20 protein-coding genes and 1 other annotated feature are annotated in these 18,840 nt (G+C 58.5%); of the genes, 9 read left to right on the plus strand and 11 right to left on the minus strand.

Annotated features, from left to right (window positions below; translation table 11 throughout):
• The 4 genes from chuS to FU672_RS10005 are packed head-to-tail and all read left to right on the plus strand — an operon-like array spanning position 1 to position 3,611.
• The gene (chuS, locus tag FU672_RS09990; RefSeq protein WP_148243139.1) at positions 1-1,029 is read left to right on the plus strand and encodes a hematinate-forming heme oxygenase ChuS; all 1,029 of its coding nucleotides are present in this window, start codon (positions 1-3) and stop codon (positions 1,027-1,029) included.
• The gene (locus FU672_RS09995) at positions 1,026-1,847 is read left to right on the plus strand and encodes a heme/hemin ABC transporter substrate-binding protein (RefSeq protein WP_148243140.1); all 822 of its coding nucleotides are present in this window, start codon (positions 1,026-1,028) and stop codon (positions 1,845-1,847) included. The genes chuS and FU672_RS09995 overlap by 4 nt, the downstream gene beginning before the upstream one ends.
• On the plus strand, positions 1,847-2,839 hold the full coding sequence (locus FU672_RS10000; protein WP_148243141.1) for a FecCD family ABC transporter permease: 993 nt from the start codon (positions 1,847-1,849) through the stop codon (positions 2,837-2,839). The genes FU672_RS09995 and FU672_RS10000 overlap by 1 nt, the downstream gene beginning before the upstream one ends.
• Positions 2,832-3,611 carry a heme ABC transporter ATP-binding protein gene (locus FU672_RS10005; protein WP_148243142.1) on the plus strand — a complete coding sequence of 260 codons (780 nt, stop codon included), beginning with the start codon at positions 2,832-2,834 and terminating at the stop codon, positions 3,609-3,611. The genes FU672_RS10000 and FU672_RS10005 overlap by 8 nt, the downstream gene beginning before the upstream one ends.
• On the opposite strand, the gene FU672_RS10010 is transcribed toward FU672_RS10005, so the two are convergent.
• Entirely contained in the window at positions 3,578-4,501 is a 924-nt protein-coding gene (locus tag FU672_RS10010) for a LysR family transcriptional regulator (protein ID WP_187360795.1), read from the minus strand. The two genes, FU672_RS10005 and FU672_RS10010, sit on opposite strands and share 34 nt — an antisense overlap.
• A 140-nt stretch (positions 4,502-4,641) precedes the next feature.
• Here FU672_RS10010 and FU672_RS10015 point away from each other — a divergent pair, with 140 nt between their 5' ends.
• From FU672_RS10015 to FU672_RS10035, 5 genes are read left to right on the plus strand one after another with little or no spacing between them, the layout of a single operon-like run.
• Positions 4,642-5,349 (plus strand): CoA transferase subunit A, encoded by a 708-nt coding sequence (locus tag FU672_RS10015; protein WP_148243143.1) that lies wholly within the window; start codon positions 4,642-4,644, stop codon positions 5,347-5,349.
• A gap of 2 nt (positions 5,350-5,351) precedes the next feature.
• Positions 5,352-6,008 carry a CoA transferase subunit B gene (locus tag FU672_RS10020; RefSeq protein ID WP_148243144.1) on the plus strand — a complete coding sequence of 219 codons (657 nt, stop codon included), beginning with the start codon at positions 5,352-5,354 and terminating at the stop codon, positions 6,006-6,008.
• 9 nt (positions 6,009-6,017) lie between these two features.
• Positions 6,018-7,199 carry an acetyl-CoA C-acetyltransferase gene (locus tag FU672_RS10025; protein ID WP_148243145.1) on the plus strand — a complete coding sequence of 394 codons (1,182 nt, stop codon included), beginning with the start codon at positions 6,018-6,020 and terminating at the stop codon, positions 7,197-7,199.
• 44 nt (positions 7,200-7,243) lie between these two features.
• The gene (locus FU672_RS10030) at positions 7,244-8,635 is read left to right on the plus strand and encodes a GntP family permease (protein ID WP_148243146.1); all 1,392 of its coding nucleotides are present in this window, start codon (positions 7,244-7,246) and stop codon (positions 8,633-8,635) included.
• Positions 8,636-8,645: 10 nt separating this feature from the next.
• A complete protein-coding gene (locus FU672_RS10035; RefSeq protein ID WP_023335380.1) occupies positions 8,646-9,416 on the plus strand; it encodes a 3-hydroxybutyrate dehydrogenase in 771 nt (256 codons plus the stop codon).
• Positions 9,417-9,458: 42 nt separating this feature from the next.
• Here FU672_RS10035 and selO read toward each other — a convergent pair whose 3' ends face one another.
• From selO to pheM, 10 genes are all read right to left on the minus strand, one after another.
• Entirely contained in the window at positions 9,459-10,901 is a 1,443-nt protein-coding gene (gene selO, locus FU672_RS10040; protein WP_148243147.1) for a protein adenylyltransferase SelO, read from the minus strand.
• Positions 10,902-10,962: 61 nt separating this feature from the next.
• Positions 10,963-11,679 carry an EAL domain-containing protein gene (locus FU672_RS10045; protein WP_148243148.1) on the minus strand — a complete coding sequence of 239 codons (717 nt, stop codon included), beginning with the start codon at positions 11,677-11,679 and terminating at the stop codon, positions 10,963-10,965.
• Between the two features lie 294 nt (positions 11,680-11,973).
• The gene (locus tag FU672_RS10050) at positions 11,974-12,438 is read right to left on the minus strand and encodes an NlpC/P60 family protein (protein ID WP_008500650.1); all 465 of its coding nucleotides are present in this window, start codon (positions 12,436-12,438) and stop codon (positions 11,974-11,976) included.
• Between the two features lie 73 nt (positions 12,439-12,511).
• Positions 12,512-13,267: a vitamin B12 ABC transporter ATP-binding protein BtuD gene (btuD, locus tag FU672_RS10055; RefSeq protein WP_148243149.1), complete on the minus strand. Its 756-nt coding sequence runs from the start codon at positions 13,265-13,267 to the stop codon at positions 12,512-12,514.
• A complete protein-coding gene (locus FU672_RS10060) occupies positions 13,267-13,818 on the minus strand; it encodes a glutathione peroxidase (RefSeq protein WP_148243150.1) in 552 nt (183 codons plus the stop codon). Before FU672_RS10060 ends, btuD begins: the two co-directional genes overlap by 1 nt.
• A gap of 34 nt (positions 13,819-13,852) precedes the next feature.
• Positions 13,853-14,833, minus strand: a complete 981-nt coding sequence (gene btuC, locus FU672_RS10065) for a vitamin B12 ABC transporter permease BtuC (protein ID WP_148243151.1) — start codon at positions 14,831-14,833, stop codon at positions 13,853-13,855.
• A gap of 103 nt (positions 14,834-14,936) precedes the next feature.
• Positions 14,937-15,236 carry an integration host factor subunit alpha gene (ihfA, locus tag FU672_RS10070; protein ID WP_003857805.1) on the minus strand — a complete coding sequence of 100 codons (300 nt, stop codon included), beginning with the start codon at positions 15,234-15,236 and terminating at the stop codon, positions 14,937-14,939.
• 4 nt (positions 15,237-15,240) lie between these two features.
• Complete coding sequence (pheT, locus tag FU672_RS10075) at positions 15,241-17,628, minus strand: phenylalanine--tRNA ligase subunit beta (RefSeq protein WP_148243152.1); 2,388 nt, start codon at positions 17,626-17,628, stop codon at positions 15,241-15,243.
• Positions 17,629-17,643: 15 nt separating this feature from the next.
• Entirely contained in the window at positions 17,644-18,627 is a 984-nt protein-coding gene (gene pheS, locus FU672_RS10080) for a phenylalanine--tRNA ligase subunit alpha (RefSeq protein WP_010426091.1), read from the minus strand.
• Positions 18,628-18,689: 62 nt separating this feature from the next.
• Positions 18,690-18,814 (minus strand) — a sequence feature (Phe leader region).
• The gene (pheM, locus tag FU672_RS24860) at positions 18,765-18,809 is read right to left on the minus strand and encodes a pheST operon leader peptide PheM (protein ID WP_001386830.1); all 45 of its coding nucleotides are present in this window, start codon (positions 18,807-18,809) and stop codon (positions 18,765-18,767) included. Its footprint overlaps the feature before it by 45 nt.
• Positions 18,815-18,840: the final 26 nt, after the last annotated feature.

Here is an 18,840-nt window from a genome sequence, read left to right on the forward strand (position 1 = left end):
ATGAATCACTACACACGCTGGCTTGAGCTAAAAGAAGCCAATCCGGGTAAGTACGCGCGCGACATCGCGGGGTTAATGAACATCAGTGAAGCAGAGCTAACCTTTGCCCGCGTGGGTCACGACGCCTGGCGATTGCGCGGTGAAATCCGCGAGATCCTGGGCGCGCTGGAGGCGGTGGGCGAAACCAAATGTATCTGTCGCAACGAATACGCCGTGCACGAACAGGTAGGGAACTTCACCAACCAGCACCTGAACGGCCACGCCGGGCTGGTGCTGAACCCGCGCGCGCTGGATCTACGCCTGTTCCTCAACCAGTGGGCGAGCGCGTTTCACATCAGTGAAGCCACCGCCCGCGGCGAGCGGCAGAGCATTCAGTTCTTCGACCACCAGGGCGATGCCCTGCTGAAGGTCTACACCACGGATAACACCGACGTTTCCGCCTGGGGCGACGTGCTGACCCGCTTTATCTTTGCCGATAATCCGCCGCTGGCGTTGAAGATGGCCGATACCCCGGCTCACGGCGCACATGCGGAAGCCACTCTTGTGGATAAAGAATGGCGCGCCATGACCGATGTTCATCAGTTCTTCAGCCTGCTCAAGCGCCACAGCCTCAGCCGCCAGCAGGCATTTCGCCTGGTGGGTGACGATCTGGCCTGCCGGGTAGAGAACACCGCGCTGGCGCAGCTTCTGGAGACGGCGCGCCGGGACGGCAACGAAATCATGGTCTTTGTGGGCAACCGCGGCTGCGTGCAGATCTTCACCGGCGTGGTGGAAAAGCTGGTGCCGATGAAAGGCTGGCTGAACATCTTTAACCCAACCTTTACCCTGCATCTGCTTGAAGGGGCCATTGCGGAAACGTGGGTCACGCGCAAGCCGACGGCTGACGGGCATGTCACCAGCCTGGAGCTGTTTGCCGCCGATGGAACGCAAATCGCCCAGCTGTACGGCCAGCGTACGGAAGGCGAACCGGAGCAGAGCCAGTGGCGCAGCCAGATTGACGCCTTAACGGCGAAAGGGCTGGCCGCATGAAACGGTGGCTTGCCCTGCTCAGCGCCCTGCCCCTGCTGGCGCTTGCTGCGCCGCAGGAGAAAATCGTTACCCTCGGCGGCGACGTCACCGAGATTGTCTACGCCCTCGGCGCGGAATCTTCGCTGGTGGCCCGCGACAGCACCAGCCAGTGGCCGCAGGCGGCGAATTCGCTGCCTGACGTGGGCTATCTGCGCCAGCTCAATGCAGAAGGGATCTTATCCATGCGCCCCACGCTGGTACTGGCCAGCGCCCAGGCGCAGCCGTCTCTGGCGCTAAAGCAGGTTGAGCAAAGCCACGTCAGGGTGATCGCTGTTCCTGCCAGTCACGACCTGAGCGTCATTGACGAAAAGGTGCGGATCGTCGCTGAAGCGACGCACCGCGAGGCCGAGGGGGAGGTCCTGCGCAACACGCTGCGTCAGGCGATGTCGGCGCTGCCCGCGTCACCACTCAATAAGCGGGTACTGTTTATTCTCAACCACGGCGGGATGACCGCAATGGCTGCCGGACAACAGACCGGCGCGGATGCAGCCATTCGTGCGGCGGGGCTGCAGAATGCGATGCAGGGGTTTACCCGCTATCAGCCGCTGTCGCAGGAGGGCGTGATTGCCAGCCAGCCCGACCTGGTGGTGATTTCTCAGGACGGTCTCAACGCCCTGGGCGGTGAAGCGAATCTGTGGAAGCTGCCCGGTCTGGCGCAAACCCCGGCGGGACGGAATAAGCAGGTGCTGGCGATTGACGATATGGCCCTGCTGGGCTTTAGCGTGCGTACGCCGCAGGCCATCCAGCAGCTGCGTGCCAAAGCGGAGCAACTGCCCTGATGTCCCGGCGAGCCGCATTGTCATTGTGGATGCTGGCCGCGCTGCTGGTTGTCATGACGCTGACAGCCAGCGGTATTGGCGCGCTGCGTCTGCCGGTCAGCCTGCTGTGGAACGGCACCGACGAGGCGCTGCGTCAGATCTGGCTGACGATCCGCCTGCCTCGCGTGCTGCTGGCGCTGACGATCGGCGGTTCACTGGCGCTGGCGGGCTGCGTGATGCAGGGGCTGTTTCGAAATCCGCTGGCGGACCCGGGGCTGCTCGGTATCAGCAGCGGCGCGGCTCTTGCCGTTGCGCTGTGGGTGGTGCTTCCGCTCTCGCTGCCTGCACTGGTGATGCTGTATGCCCCGATGCTGGCGGCGTTTCTCGGCGCGCTGGCCGCCACCCTGGTGATTTTCCTGCTCAGCCGGCAGCGTGACGTTTCCCTGTCGCGCCTGCTGCTGGTGGGAATTGCCATCAACGCCCTGTGCGGCGCGGCCGTCGGCGTGCTGTCATGGCTCAGCAATGATGCCCAGCTTCGTCAGCTTTCGCTCTGGGGAATGGGCAGCCTCGGCCAGGCGCAGTGGTCAACGCTGCTGGCCGTCACCTCGCTGATGGTCCCCACCGCGCTGGTTATCTGGCGTCTGGCAGGCGCCCTCAACTTGTTGCAGTTGGGCGACGAAGAGGCACATTACCTCGGCGTGGAGGTTGCCGCCGTGCAGCGGATCCTGCTGCTGTGCAGTGCCCTGCTGGTGGCTGCCGCCGTTGCGGTCAGCGGCGTGATCGGCTTTGTCGGCCTGGTAGTACCGCACCTGGTGCGCATGTGGCTGGGAGCCGACCACCGGGCCGTGCTCCCTGGCTCGGTGCTGGTCGGTGCGTTGCTCCTGCTGGTTGCCGATACGCTGGCGCGCAGCCTGGTCGCCCCGGCGGAAATGCCGGTCGGCTTATTGACCAGCCTTCTCGGCGCGCCGTGGTTTCTGTGGCTGATCTTTCGTCGCGGAGGTGCGCATGGCTGAACGCTATTGTGCAGAAAACATTGTTTTTCGCGCCGGGCATCGCACGCTGATTAACGACGTGTCGCTGACCTTATCTCAGGGCGAGCTGGTGGCGTTGATTGGCCCTAACGGTGCCGGGAAATCAACGCTGTTGCGGCTGCTTACCGGCTATCTTAAACCCACGGGCGGACGGTGCAGCCTGGCGGGCACACCGCTTGCGGCCTGGCAGCCGGACAGACTCTCCCGCTACCGGGCGGTGATGCGCCAGAACACGCAGCTCGGATTTGACTGGCCGGTTGAGGCGGTAGTCGGTATGGGGCGCGCGCCCTGGACCCGCACGCCTGAAGCGTCAGTTATTGAGGAGGTCATGGCCGTCACCGGCTGTTTACCGCTGGCGGGCAGGCAGTTTGCCGCACTCTCCGGCGGCGAGCAGCAGCGCATCCAGCTCGCCCGCGCGCTGGCTCAGCTCTGGTGCGACGGTGCGCCGCGCGGCTGGCTGTTCCTCGATGAACCTACCTCCGCGCTGGATCTCTATCACCAGCAGCATCTGCTGCGCCTGCTGAAATCCCTGACCCGTCGAGGACATCTGCATGTTTGCGTGGTACTGCACGATCTCAATCTGGCGGCGCTGTGGGCGGACCGCATCCTGCTGCTGCATGGCGGCAGAATCGTGTCCCAGGGAGCACCGGAAACCGTTTTGCAGGCCGATGCGCTGGCGCGCTGGTACGGCGCGCAGGTCATCGTCGGCAGGCATCCGGCTCACGCCGCGCCGCAGGTGTTTCTCGCCCCGTGATCGGGCTGGTAAAAATCTTTCAGTGTTTCCAGCAGGACATGCGCCGCTTTAGAGAGCTGCGTGTGCCCTGGATGGATCACCCCGATGCACTTTTCAATGGGCGGGCTGTCCAGCGGAATACAGACCGCGCCCAGCGACGCCATCTGCGTCTCGCACAGCGCCGGTACGGCACTGCCGCCCAGGCCACTCGCGACCATTCGCCCGACCGTCACCAGTTGATGACTCTCCAGCGCGACGTCCAGCTTTCTGCCGCTTCGCGCCAGCTCTTCTTCCATCATCAGACGCACCGCAGAGGGGCGCTGGAGGGTGATGAAATCCAGCGTCAGCAGCTCTTCCCATGTCAGGCGCTTTTTGCCTGCCAGCGAGGACGCTTTCGGCACAATGGCAACAAACCTGTCGAGGCCCAGCGGGGTAAACAGCAGGTTGTGCGTGGGCGCGGGCTCAAAGGCGATGCCCATCTCAACCCGCCCTTCCCGCACCATCTCGATCACCTGCTCGTTAATGACATCGTGCACGGTGACGTTGACCCCGGCGTGACGATCGCGAAATGCTTTTAGCACTTCGGGCAGGACATTCGCGGCAAACGACGGCATGGCCGCGACCGAGATTTTACCGCGCTGCAGGGTAAAACACTGATGCATCGCCTCTTCGACGTTATCCCAGTCGGCAAGCAGCTGACGCGCCATGGGCAAAAACGTCTCTCCCTCCTGCGTCAGCGCGACCTTGCGCGTGCTCCGCTGCAGCAGCGGTCCGCCGAGCGTGTCCTCCAGCGCTTTAATCGTCAGGCTCAGGGCTGGCTGGGAAAGATTCAGCCGTTCGCTGGCGTGCGCAAAATTCAGAGTGTGAGCTACCGCTAAAAACGCGCGTAACTGTTTGACACTCATTCTCATTTTTCATCCTGTTAACTAATTGAAAAAATTTAGTTAACAGGAAATTAATAAAAAAACCAAATGAGTGAGTCACAAATTCAAAATTAACAAATGAGTCGCCGCCCCTAATGATACCGGCACGGTTAACGGGAGGGATAACTATGGCGGGACTGGATAAGCGCGTCGGCAGCTATGCGCAGGCGCTGGATGGGCTGACGGACGGGATGACCTTGCTGGCGGGCGGCTTCGGCCTGTGCGGTATTCCGGAGAACCTGATAGCCGAGGTCAGACGCCGTCAGGTGAAAGATCTGACGGTGATATCAAACAACTGCGGCGTGGACGGTTTCGGTCTCGGGATACTGCTCGAAACGCGGCAGGTTCGCAAAGTGGTGGCCTCTTACGTCGGCGAGAACGCGCTGTTCGAGCGGCAGGTGCTGAGCGGTGAACTGGAGATTGAACTCACTCCTCAGGGCACGCTGGCGGAAAAGGTGCGCGCGGGCGGCGCGGGCATTCCGGCATTTTACACGGCCACCGGCTATGGCACGCCCGTGGCTACCGGTAAAGACGTACGCCAGTTTGCGGGGAAGCACTACATCCTTGAAGAGGCCATTACCGGTGATTTCGCGCTCATCAAAGGCTGGAAAGCGGACTGGTACGGCAACGTTATCTATCGGCACACCGCGCAAAATTTTAATCCGCTGATGGCAACGGCGGGACGGATAACGGTTGTGGAAGTGGAAGAGATTGTTCCCCCGGGAGAACTGCCTCCGTCGGCCATTCATACCCCGGGAATTTACGTCGACAGGCTGATTGTTGGCCAGTTTGAAAAACGCATTGAACAGCGCACGCTGCGCGCGGAAGGAGTGTGACGATGTTAACCCGTGAACAGATGGCCATGCGCGTCGCGCGCGAGCTGCGCGACGGGTATTACGTCAACCTGGGGATTGGTATCCCCACCCTGGTGGCGAACTACATTCCGGCGGGAATGGACGTGATGCTTCAGTCGGAAAACGGGCTGCTGGGGATGGGGGCTTTTCCTGACGAGCAGAGCCTTGACGCTGACATGATCAACGCCGGTAAACAGACCGTGACCGCAAGGACAGGCGCGGCCATTTTCGACTCGGCCCAGTCGTTTGCCATGATCCGCGGCGGTCATGTCGACCTGACCGTGCTGGGCGCGTTTGAAGTGGACGTCGAGGGCAATATCGCCTCGTGGATGATCCCCGGAAAGATGGTGAAGGGCATGGGCGGCGCGATGGATCTTGTCGCCGGGGCGCAGAACATCATTGTGGTGATGACCCACGCGTCAAAAAGCGGTGAGTCAAAGCTGCTGCCGCGCTGCACGCTGCCGCTCACGGGCGTGGGCTGTATCCGCCGGGTCTTAACCGACCTCGCGTTGCTGGAGATCGAGGATGGCGCATTCATCCTGCGGGAATACGCCCCAGGCGTCAGTATCGATGAAATTGCGGCTAAGACAGCCGGGAAAATGACCGTGGCGGACGACGTTCGCGAGATGCGCTTCAACTGAGGACTCACGATGAAAGAGGTCATGATTGTCGGGGCTACGCGAACCCCCATTGGCAGTTTTCGCGGATCGCTATCGTCCCTTTCAGCGGTTGAGCTGGGAGCCGTAGCGGTGCGGCACCTGCTGGAGAACAGCGGTCCTGGTGCAGTACAGGTAGATGAACTGATTTTCGGACAGGTGCTGACGGCGGGATGCGGACAAAACCCTGCGCGCCAGACGGCCATCGCCGCCGGATTGCCCGTCAGCACACCGGCAACCACGGTCAACCTGGTGTGCGGCGCGGGCTTAAAAGCGGTCCAGCTCGCCGCGCAGGCGATCCGCTGCGGCGATGCGGATGTGGTTATCGCTGGCGGTCAGGAGAGCATGAGCAGCGCCCCCTATCTGCTGGACGGCGCACGTTCAGGGCTGCGTTTTGGCCATACGGGCCTGCAGGACAGCATGATTACCGACGGTCTGTGGGACGCGTTCAACGATTACCACATGGGGATCACCGCGGAAAACGTCGCCCGTGAGAATGACATTTCCCGCGAGCAGCAGGACGCCTTCACCGCCCGGTCGCAGCACAAAGCGGCCTTTGCCATCGAAGCGGGTCGGTTTGACGCCGAGATAGCGCCGGTGACGGTGAAACAGGGTAAAAAAGCGCCGCTTATCGTCAGCCGTGACGAACAGCCCCGGCCAGGCACCACCGTTGAGCAGCTGGCACAGCTGCGCCCCGCCTTTTTGCAGGAGGAAGGCACGGTCACGGCCGGAAATGCGTCAACGCTCAACGACGGTGCCGCTGCGGTGCTGCTGATGAGCGGCGAAAAAGCGCGGGAGAGCGGTTTGCCGATCCTCGGTCGCATCGTGAGTTACGCCGTGACGGGCGTCGATCCGTCGGTGATGGGTATTGGTCCGGTCAGCGCCTGTCAGACGGCGCTGGCGCGGGCGGGCTGGACGCTGGATGACGTGGATCTCATTGAAGCCAATGAAGCCTTTGCCGCCCAGGCGCTGGCGGTGGGCAAGCAGCTCGGCTGGGATGAGCGCAGGGTGAACGTTAACGGCGGCGCTATCGCCCTGGGTCATCCGATTGGCGCCTCCGGCTGCCGCATCCTCGTGACGCTGCTGTACGAAATGCAGCGCCGTGACGTTAAAAAAGGGCTCGTCACCCTGTGTGTAGGCGGCGGGCAAGGCATTGCTCTGACCGTCGAGCGTTAAGCATCTCGTTGGTACCCGAATAATAATTAAAGTGAGGAGTCGTAATGAGTGTGTTAATTGCCCTGGCGGCGCTGGCACTGCTGATGCTGGCGGCCTATCGCGGATATAGCGTTATTTTGTTTGCGCCGATTGCGGCGCTCGGCGCCGTGCTGTTGACCGATCCGGGTGCCGTCGGCCCGACGTTTACCGGCCTGTTTATGGAAAAGATGGTGGGCTTCGTCAAGCTCTACTTCCCGGTGTTCCTGCTGGGGGCCGTTTTTGGCAAGCTGATTGAGCTTTCCGGTTTCTCACGCTCCATCGTCGCCGCCGCGATTCAGATCCTCGGTCGTCGCCACGCCATACCCGTGATTGTCCTGGTGTGTGCGTTGTTAACCTATGGCGGCGTTTCGCTGTTCGTGGTGGCGTTTGCGGTTTACCCTTTCGCAGCGGAATTGTTCCGCCAGAGCGGCATCCCTAAACGGCTGATCCCGGCCACCGTGGCGCTGGGGGCATTCTCGTTTACCATGGACGCCCTGCCCGGCACGCCGCAGATCCAGAATATCATCCCCACCAGCTTCTTTGGCACGAACGCCTGGGCCGCGCCGTGGCTGGGGCTTATTGGCTCTCTGTTTATTATCGTCTTTGGCCTGCTCTGGCTGGAACGCCAGCGTCGTAAGGCATTCAATAACAATGAAGGTTACGGCACGGATCTGAAAAATGAACCCGAGACGCCGGATAACATTAACCTTCCGCATCCGCTGATTGCCCTCTCCCCGCTGCTGGTGGTGGGCATACTTAACCTGCTGTTTACCCGCTGGATCCCCGGCTGGTACGGCACGACCCACGAGCTTACGCTGCCAGGTCTGGCGAAACCGATTGTGACCGAGGTGGGCAAGATCACCGCCATCTGGGCCGTGGAAGCGGCGCTGATCTCCGGTATCGTGCTGGTGCTGATTTTTGGCTTTCGCAATATCCGAGGGCGTCTGGCTGAAGGTAGCCGGACCGCGGTAAGCGGTGCCATTCTGGCGGCGATGAATACCGCCTCGGAATACGGTTTCGGCGCGGTTATCGCCGCCCTGCCCGGGTTCCTGGTGTTATCCAACGCGCTGGCGGCCATCCCGAATCCGCTGCTGAATGAGGCCATCAGCGTGACCGTCCTCGCGGGGATCACCGGCTCGGCGTCCGGCGGGATGAGTATTGCGCTCGCCGCCATGGCCGACACGTTTGTCGCCGCCGCCCACGCCGCCAATATCCCGCTTGAGGTGTTGCACCGCGTGGCTTCAATGGCGAGCGGGGGGATGGATACCCTTCCCCATAACGGCGCGGTGATTACCCTGCTGGCTATCACCGGTCTGAGCCATCGTCAGGCCTACGGCGGCATTTTCGCTATCACGATCATTAAAAGTCTGGCAGTGCTTTTTGTCATTGCCGTGTTCTATCTGACCGGCATTGTGTAAGGAGAGAAAGATGAACCTGAACGGTAAGACCGCCCTGGTGACAGGCTCGACCAGCGGCATTGGCCTGGGGATCGCCCGCGTACTGGCGAAGGCCGGAGCACAGTTGATTCTCAACGGTTTCGGCGACAGCGAATCAGCAAGAGAAGAGATTGCGCAACAGGGCAAAAAGCCGGGCTATCACGATGCGGACCTGCGTGACGTGCTGCAAATAGAAGCCATGATGCGCTACGCCGAATCGCAGTTTGGCGGCGTGGACATTCTTGTCAACAACGCCGGGATTCAGCATGTCGCCCCGGTTGACGCGTTTCCGGTGGAGAAATGGAACGACATTATCGCCATTAATCTCTCCTCGGTATTTCACACCAGCCGGCTGGCGCTGCCCGCCATGCGCGAGAAAAACTGGGGGCGCATCATTAATATCGCCTCCGTTCACGGGCTGGTCGCGTCAAAAGAGAAGTCAGCCTACGTGGCCGCCAAGCATGGCGTAGTGGGCTTTACGAAATCGCTGGCGCTGGAAACCGCCCGCACCGGTGTTACCGCCAATACCATCTGCCCAGGCTGGGTACTGACGCCGCTGGTGCAACAGCAAATTGATAAGCGTATCGCTGAGGGCGTGCCGCCGGAGCAGGCTCGCGATCGGCTTCTGGCAGAGAAACAGCCTTCGGGCGAGTTTGTCACCCCGGAGCAACTGGGTGAACTGGCGCTGTTTTTGTGCAGCGACAGCGCCGTGAACGTTCGCGGCGCCGCGTGGAATATGGATGGCGGATGGGTTGCGCAGTGATTTCCAGGCCGGGTAAGGCGAAACCGCCACCCGGCCAAAAGACTAGCTTGAGCAGCTGACCTCCAGCCGCTTGCCCCAGTCAGGTGGGCGGCTGACGTAGTCATCATCCCGGTCGGCAAACGGCGTGCGCAGCGCCACATGCAAACGGTGTAGCTCGTCATATTCACCCTGCTCTGCCTGCTCAATCGCCCGCTGCGCCAGCCAGTTACGCAATACCATCGCGGGATTCGTCGCGTTCATCTGCGTCTGTCGGGTAGCGTCATCCACCTGCTCCTGCTGCAGCCGCGTGCGGTACTGTGCAAACCAGTCGTCAAACGCCTGCCTGTCAATAAACTCGTCGCGCAGCGGGGAGGCCGCGCTGTGCTGCTCCGTCTGGCTCAGCATCCGGAAGGTACGGGTATAATCGCTGCCCTCACGCGCCATCAGGGCAAACAGGCCGTTGAGGATGTCGTTATCGCCCCTCTCCTGCGTCATCAGCCCCAGCTTGTTGCGCATCAGCGTGCCATATTCTCGCAGCAATATGTCCTGATAGCTGTCGAGCGCATCATTGAGGGCATCAACGTCGATAAACGGCGACAGGGTTTGCGCAAGCCGCTGCAGATTCCACAGGCCAACCGCTGGCTGATTGTCAAAGCTGTAACGTCCCTGATAGTCAGAATGGTTGCAGATATAGCCAGGCTGATAATCGTCCAGAAAACCAAACGGACCGTAATCAAAGGTCAGCCCGAGGATCGACATGTTGTCCGTATTCATGACGCCATGCGCAAAGCCCACCGTTTGCCAGCGGGCAATCAGGGTTGCGGTACGGGCAACCACATCCCTGAACCAGAGAACATATTTGTCCGCCTCGTCCTGCAAATGCGCCCAGTGGTGACGAAGGGCAAAGTCAGCCAGCTGGCGAACCTTGTCCGGCTCGCGGCGATAGTAAAAGTGCTCAAAATGACCGAAGCGCAGATGGCTTTGCGCGATGCGCATCAGCATTGCCCCCTTTTCCACCGTTTCGCGCACTATCGGCGTATCGCTGGTGACAATCGACAGCGCGCGGGTGGTGGGGATACCCAGGGCATGCATCGCTTCGGACGCCAGGCTCTCGCGAAGCGTTGAACGCAGTACCGCCCGCCCGTCGCCCATTCGCGAATAGGGAGTAAGGCCTGCGCCTTTCAGGTGCCAGTCAACCGTCTCCCCGTTGGGAAGCTGTTGTTCACCGAGCAGGATCCCTCTGCCGTCGCCCAGTTGCCCCGCCCAGACGCCAAACTGATGTCCGCTATAGACCTGAGCCAGGGGTTGCATACCGGCGAGAAGCGTTTCACCGCCCCAGACGCCAGCGCCCTCTGAACGCTGAAACAGCTCAGGCGGAATGGCCAGCTCTTCTGCCAGCAAATCGTTATGCCAGATAAGGCGTGAATTTTGTAACGGTGTTGGTTTGAGTGCGGTATAAAAGCCAAGCAACTCGTCATGCCAGTGAGCAGTAAAAGACAGGGTCATAAGTCCTCCTGCTTTTAGTGTAGAGGGTTTACCCGGACTTAAACACGGGCGAAAGCAAGGGTTATCGCTGCTGAACCAACGTAGTGACGTGTTCTGCAGTGACGGCTGGCCAGAGTGCCCCCTGCATTGCGCCGAAATTGAAGGACAAAACGCGTTGCAACAGGCCGTGGTCGTCAATGCCCGAGACGATAACTGACTGGCAGTGCGGCGTGATTTGCCAGAGGATAGCGCGCATAAAAGGCTCAAAAGAGAGCTCCGGAGCACGCTGCTGAATGAATCCTTTATCGAGAATGACCCGCTTAAATAATCCATCATAGACCGCTTTGAGCGATGCGGCGCCTGCGCCAAAGTTTGCCAGGACCAACGGGAAATGGATTGCCATTCTCGCCAGTTGCAGATCGTCCTTTCCGTTATTTAAACCTGGATAATTCTCATTAACAGTAAACTCAAGAAACGGATAACGCTCAAGGATTGAAACAGCGTTTCCATTACTTAATAAAAACTCAACTATTGCAGGTGTAATATTGATCCATGCAATTAACTGATGCTGAATAAAAAACAGTTTACAGGTATCAAGCAATTGCAGTTTTTCGTTAAACAGCACTAACTCTTCAGCCGCTGAAAGCCGAGGGATAACAAGCTCAGCGGGGATCCGCACATCGCTGCCGACGCCAGTAAAGTTAACCAGAATTTCTAAACCTTTAAGCTCACCTGCGCTATTACGGGCAGGCAGAAGCAGCAGTTCAGACTGGTAAGCATTATCTAGCGTAATAATCATTGCACTCGCCCCGCATTAAAGATGAGAGAGGACATCCTGGAGCAATTGCCGACACAATTCCACTGTCTTGATTTTAATAAGATTAATTTCATTAGTTCCGTATTAATTTTCAGATTTATCCCTGAATCTAAAATAATTTTATCCTGGTTGCAGAATAATAGCCAGTTTTAGATAAAACAGACACATGCCGGATTCGCTAATTTTCGGTAAATTTAACTTTAAGCATCTTATTTGAGAAAAAACGGCATGATTTATTACTGACCATGCCGTCATAAGAGAAGTATCCGACAAAGACTATATACGTCGTGCCTGCCAGAAATTTTTACGCCAGTAAACATTATCAAGAGAAGAGCGCATCACGCCGCGGCTGGTCGAGGCATGAATGAACTGATTGTCTGTATCATATATGCCCACATGAAGACCGCTTTCACCCGATCCGGTTTTGAAGAAAACCAGGTCCCCGGGCAGAAGATCGTCTTTATCAATTTCAGTACCAATTTCTGCCTGTTTGCGCGTTTCACGCGGAAGCTGTAAATCAAACTTGTCGCGAAACGTCATCAGAACAAAGCCAGAACAATCCACACCGCCGCGGCTCATGCCGCCGTATCGATAAGGCGTGCCGCGCCAGTTGCTCAGCTGATCGTTAAGGCTGGCAATAACGGTGATCGAATCTGAAAGCCGTGGGTTAGGCGGCGGTGCACGATGGCTACTGCATCCCGCAAGAAAGAGTGCGGCCATCAGGAGAAACCAGAATCGCATTTCAGACGAATCCTCTGCTTTTTTTGTTCTTTTCGTAATTTAGCGTGCAATTGTGCTATCAGGCAAGAAACGGTTACGCCTGCCCGGTTGAAATCAGCATCTTATGTCCCTCAATATCCAGCCTGCGGAACGACATGTTGTATGCGCGGGCAAGATGGGGCGGCGTAAGAACCTGATCCCGCGCACCGCTGGCAATCATCTTTCCCTGCGACAGCAGCCACACCCGGTGGGCATGACGCAGGGTGTGGTTGAGGTCATGACTGCTCATCACCACGGCGATGCCTTTTCGGCTCAGGGCGCTTAGCAGCGTATCCAGTGCCGCCTGCTGCGCCACATCCAGACCGCTCATGGGTTCATCGAGAAGCAGCATCCGCCCGTGAGGATTACCTGCCGGGTGGATCTGAAGGATGACAGCCGCCAGGCGCACCCGCTGCCACTCTCCGCCGGAAAGCTGGCTGGCATGCCGGGACAGTTTATCTTCCAGTCCCAGGGCCGCGGCCACCTCCGTCAGCAGTGACGTATGTTGTTTGTCGTGCAGATGCAGCATCAGATAGTGCCAGACCGGCATCGCAAAGGGCGGCACCTGCTGCTGCACGAGGTAACTGCGACGATGCGCCAGCGAGACCGGTGACCAGTCGGCGAGCGTATGCTCCAGTAACGTTATCTGCCCTTCTCCGTCGGTCATGCCTGCCATCCGTGCCAGCAGCGTGCTCTTCCCTGCACCGTTTGGCCCGACAAGATGCAGGATTTCTCCCGCATTGACGGCACCGGTTATCGGCTCCAGACGTCCCTTCTCGGCAACGTCCGTGAGCTGCATCAGCAACGACATTATTTCGCCAGCGCCAGCTTGATCGATTCCATGAGGATCGGATCCTCAGGGGCCATATCCGGCGAAAAACGCTGAACGACCTGACCGTCGCGACCAATCAGGAATTTTTCAAAATTCCACAGGATATCGTCCGGGTAAAGCGGCGCGCGGCCTTTGCTGGCCATGCGTTCATAAAAACCGCTTCCTTCCGGCGCAACGGCCTTCGGCGCGGCAGCGATCAGCTTCGCATACAGCGGATGGCGGTCTTCACCGTTGACATCGATTTTGCTGAACATCGGGAACGTCACGCCATAGGTGGTGCTGCAGAAGGTTTTGATCTCCTCTTCGCTGCCCGGCTCCTGGCCGAGGAACTGGTTGCACGGGAAGCCCAGCACGGTGAAGCCGTCTTTCTCCCAGGCCTTCTGAATGTTTTCCAGCTGCTCGTACTGCGGCGTCAGGCCACATTTGGATGCCACATTGACGATAAGCAACACGTTGCCTTTGTAGCTTTCCAGCGTGGTGTTATCACCATCAATGGTGGTCACTTCGGTATTCAGAATATCAGTCTGCATAGCATTCCCTCAGATTGTCTTACGGCTAGTTGATTTAACGTCCAGCTTTTAATAGTAGCCAGATAAATACCGGCGCGCCCAGCGTGGCGGTCACCACGCCAATCGGCAGCTCTGCAGCCGTCAGGGCAAGCCGGGCGATGATATCGGCCACCAGCAGCGTGACGGCCCCGGCAACCGCCGAGGCCGGAAGCAGGGTTCGATGGTCCGTGAGACCACACAGGCGCAGCATGTGCGGAATAACCAGCCCGATAAAACCGATCGCGCCCGCCAGAGCCACACTGACACCGACCAGCCAGCCAATGACGATCACCAGCACATTACGCCAGAACCCAAGCGGCATGCCGAGCTGGCGGGCAGAGGTTTCACCCAGCGCGAGCATATTCAGCGGCTGCGCCTGCAGGGTGGCCCAGACGATGACCGGTACCAGCAGCGCCATCAGCCAGCCCTGGTGCCAGTCAACGCCCCCAAAGCCGCCCATCATCCAGTACATCAGCTGACGCAAGTCAAAAGATGTTGAGAAGTAGACCGCCCAGGTCATCAACGCGCTACAGATGATCCCCAGTGCCACGCCGGCAAGCAGCAGACGGCTGGTCGATAAGTGTCGTCTGGCGAAGCGAAGAAGGATTGCTGTGATCAGTAATGCGCCGAGAATAGCGCTCAGGCTAATACTCCATCCGGAGAGTTCTCCCCCGCCCAACATCACCGCCGCAATCAGACCCACGCCTGCTCCGTTCGACACGCCGAGCAGCCCGGGCTCCGCCAGAGGGTTATCAAACAACGCCTGCATAATAGTGCCGCACAGCGCCAGCGCGGCACCCACCAGAATTACCGCGACGGTGCGCGGCAGGCGAATTTGCCAGACGAAGAGCTGCCCGTCAGGCCCCCACCAGCTTTCAGGCCCAATCCATCTGTCTCCGGCGCAGAGGCTCACGCCCGCGGCGACAATGAGCAACAGCACCAGCAAAAGCAGGCGACGCTGATCGGAACGGTGCTGGCGATGGGCATAATCAAGCATGTGTACGGTTTTAGTAGCGTGAGATGTAATTGATTTTACGGCGGGTTTGCCGGAGAGCGCAAAGAAAAAAGGCCGCGTGAGCGGCCTTTTTAGTTAGTTCATATTACTCTGCTTTGGGCGTTGCGTTTTCGACACGGCTTTTTAACTTCTGGCCGGGTCTGAAGGTCACCACGCGGCGGGCTGTAATGGGAATATCTTCCCCCGTCTTCGGGTTGCGGCCCGGACGTTGGTTTTTGTCTCGCAAATCAAAATTGCCAAAACCGGAGAGTTTTACCTGCTCACCATTTTCCAGAGCACGACGGATCTCTTCGAAAAACAGCTCTACCAGCTCTTTGGCATCCCGTTTGCTAAGCCCAAGCTTATCAAACAGATATTCTGACATTTCAGCTTTTGTAAGCGCCATAGGTTCAATCCCTCAATGATGCCTGGAATCGCTCTTTTAATGCCTCTACACATTTGGCGACGGTAGCGGCAATCTCCTCTTCTTCGAGTGTACGGCTGGTATCCTGAAGGATAAGGCTAATAGCGAGGCTCTTGAAACCTTCTGCTACGCCCTTGCCGCGGTACACGTCAAACAAGTTTACGCCAACTACCTGATTTACGCCAACTTTCTTACATTCGGCCAAAATATCTGCTGCGGGCACATTTTCAGCGACCACAACCGCGATATCACGGCGGTTTGCCGGGAAGCGGGAGACGTCCTGAGCCTGAGGAATAACGCGGTCAGCCACCGGGTTCCATTCCAGCTCGAACACGATGGTACGGCCGTTCAGGTCCAGCTTGCGCTCCAGCTCAGGGTGAACAACTCCAATAAAACCAACGCGTTTGCCGTCTAAATAGATGGCTGCGCTCTGGCCCGGATGCAGGGCCGGGATGGCTTCTGCGCGGAATTCAATTTCAGATAATTTACCGGTCAGATCCAGAATTGCTTCCAGATCGCCTTTCATATCGTAGAAATCAACCGTGCCTTTTGCCAGGTCCCAGTGCTCTTCATAGCGGTTGCCGCTGATGGCGCCAGCCAGCATGAGATCCTGACGGATGCCTAAATTTGCCTGATTATCCGGTACAAAGCGCAAACCGCTTTCGAAAATTCGCACGCGGTTTTGCTGACGATTCTGGTTATAAACGACAGTGCCCAGCAGGCCCGTCCACAGAGACAGACGCATCGCGGACATTTCGCTGGAGATTGGGCTTGGCAGGATCAGCGCCTCCTGGCCCGGGTGGATCAGTTGCTGCAGCTTTGGATCAACAAAGCTGTAGGTGATCACTTCCTGGTAGCCTTTGTCGTTCAGCATGGTTTTCACACGCTTCAGGGACAGGTCGGCTTCACGGTGGGTGCCCATTACCAGACCTGCCTGGACAGGTTCGTCAGGAATGTTGTTGTAGCCGTAAACGCGGGCCACTTCTTCCACCAGGTCTTCTTCAATTTCCATGTCGAAACGCCATGATGGCGCAACGGCTTTCCACTCGTTCTGGCCTTCGGTCACTTCGCATCCCAGACGCGTCAGAATGTCGGTCACCTGCGCATCGGCAACGTGATGGCCAATCAGGCGATCCAGCTTGCTGCGACGCAGGGTGATGGTCGCACGCTTCGGCAGGGTCGCTTCGTTGGTGACGTCGATAACCGGGCCCGCTTCACCGCCGCAGATGTCGATCAGCAGACGGGTCGCACGTTCCATCGCTTTATACTGCAGCGCCGGGTCAACGCCGCGCTCGTAGCGGTGAGAGGCATCGGTATGCAGGCCGTGACGGCGTGCGCGACCGGTGATAGAAAGCGGGTTGAAGAACGCGCATTCCAGCAGGACGTTTTGCGTCTCGTCGTTCACGCCCGAATGCTCGCCCCCGAAGATACCGCCCATTGCCAGCGCTTTGCTATGGTCAGCAATCACCAGGGTGTCGACGTTCAGTTTCGCTTCGCTGCCGTCCAGCAGAACCAGGGTTTCGCCCTCTTTCGCCATGCGCACAACGATGCCGCCGTCGATACGATCTTTATCGAACGCGTGCATTGGCTGGCCCAGCTCCAGCAGAACGTAGTTGGTCACGTCAACCACGGCGTCGATAGAGCGGATACCGCAGCGGCGCAGCTTCTCTTTCATCCACAGCGGGGTTGGCGCTTTAACGTTGATGCCTTTCACTACGCGACCGAGGTAGCGCGGGCACGCGTCAGCCGCATCAACCTGGATAGGTAGCGTATCGCTGACGGTCGCTTCAACCGGCGCAATTTCAGGTGCGTTCAGCTCAGTCTGGTTCAGCACGGCCACGTCGCGCGCCACGCCGATGATACCTAAGCAGTCGGCGCGGTTTGGCGTGACGCTGATTTCGATGGTGTTGTCATCAAGCTTCAGGTATTCGCGGATATCGGTGCCGATTGGCGCATCCAGCGGCAACTCAATGATGCCGTTGTGATCGTCGGAAATACCCAGCTCGGAGAAGGAGCACAGCATGCCTTCAGACGGCTCGCCGCGCAGCTTAGCCGCTTTAATTTTGAAATCGCCCGGCAGCACTGCACCGACGGTCGCCACGGCCACCTTCAGGCCCTGACGGCAGTTTGGCGCACCGCAGACGATATCCAGCAGACGGTCACCGCCCACGTTCACTTTTGTTACGCGCAGTTTGTCAGCGTTAGGGTGCTGGCCGCACTCTACCACTTCGCCGACGAACACGCCGTTGAAGGCACCGGAAACCGGCTCAACGCCGTCCACTTCCAGACCCGCCATGGTGATCTGGTCAGAAAGCGCGTCGCTGTCCAGCGTGGTGTTCACCCACTCGCGTAACCACAGTTCACTGAATTTCATTGTTCTGTCCTGCCCTTATTTAAACTGTTTGAGGAAACGCAGATCGTTTTCGAAGAATGCACGTAAGTCGGTCACGCCGTAGCGCAGCATAGTCAGACGCTCCATGCCCATGCCGAAGGCAAAGCCGGAGTAAACTTCCGGATCGATACCCACGTTGCGCAGTACGTTTGGATGCACCATGCCGCAGCCCAGCACTTCCAGCCATTTGCCGTTTTTACCCATCACGTCAACTTCCGCGGACGGTTCGGTGAACGGGAAGTAGGACGGACGGAAACGAACCTGCAGATCTTCCTCAAAGAAGTTGTTCAGGAAATCGTGCAGCGTGCCCTTCAGGTTGGTGAAGCTGATGTTTTTATCAACAATCAGACCTTCCATCTGGTGGAACATTGGGGTATGGGTCTGATCGTAGTCGTTACGATAGACGCGGCCCGGCGCGATAATACGGATTGGCGGCTCCTGATCCTTCATGGTACGGATCTGAACGCCGGAGGTCTGAGTACGCAGCAGACGCGTAGCGTCGAACCAGAAAGTGTCGTGGTCAGCGCGTGCCGGATGATGGCCAGGAATGTTCAGGGCGTCGAAGTTGTGGTAATCATCTTCGATTTCCGGGCCAGTCGCCACGGTAAAGCCGAGCTCACCGAAGAAACTTTCAATGCGATCAATGGTGCGGGTAACCGGGTGCAGACCACCGTTTTCGATACGGCGACCCGGCAGAGAAACGTCGATCGTCTCTGCGGCCAGACGCGCATTCAGCACCGCGCTTTCCAGCTCGGCTTTGCGCGCGTTCAGCGCCTGCTGCACCTGCTCTTTGGCTTCGTTAATCACCGCACCCGCTGCCGGGCGTTCTTCTGGCGGCAGCTCACGCAGGGTTGTCATTTGAAGGGTCAGATGCCCTTTCTTCCCAAGATATTCGACGCGGACATTGTCTAACGCGGCAACATCTGAGGCCTGATTGATGGCGGCTGTTGCACTGGCAACCAGCTCTGCGAGATGTGACATGATTTTCCTCATTATGTCGGTGCAGACACCGATTTGGTGGAGTTATTCTCTCAAATTCAGGCACAAAAAAAGCCTCCATCGGGAGGCTTATCTGGCGCTGTTTTTCGTTTCATCTTTCACGCGCTAGCCTCCTGAAATCAGGTGCTAAAGTAAAAGAAGAAGCGGAAAATAGCAGCATTCATGCTTGCGTTACCTTGTCTGGTAAAAACCGTT

The sequence above is a fragment of the Enterobacter asburiae genome (assembly GCF_008080435.1).
Taxonomy (GTDB): Bacteria; Pseudomonadota; Gammaproteobacteria; order Enterobacterales; family Enterobacteriaceae; genus Enterobacter; species Enterobacter asburiae_C.